Below are 314 nucleotides of genomic sequence, written 5' to 3' on the forward strand. Positions count from 1 at the left end.
GAAGAAACCTTCCACGATGAACTGGGCGATGACCTGTTCCAGACGCTCCTGACGACACGCTCGCTGGACATGGCCCTGCCGCGTCTGGCCGCTGATGCCGACTCGCCTTGGTGGAACAACCGCAACTCACCTCACGAAGAAAGCCGCGCCAATACCGTCAAGGTTGCGTGGCGTGCCAGCGTTTCGCACCTCAAATCCCTGTACGGCAACAACCCGGACGAATGGGTCTAGGGCAGAGCGCACACATTGACCCATGGACATCCGCTGGGCTCCCAGAAGCCATTGGATAAAGTGCTGAACGTCGGCCCCTACCC

General features: G+C 60.2%; 1 pseudogene. It reads left to right on the forward strand.

Features of this window, described 5'->3' with window-relative positions:
* Positions 1-314 (forward strand): annotated as a pseudogene (locus EE949_RS18250) (penicillin acylase family protein); the annotation flags it as partial.

It is taken from the genome of Pseudomonas viridiflava (assembly GCF_900602065.1).
Classification (GTDB): Bacteria; Pseudomonadota; Gammaproteobacteria; order Pseudomonadales; family Pseudomonadaceae; genus Aquipseudomonas.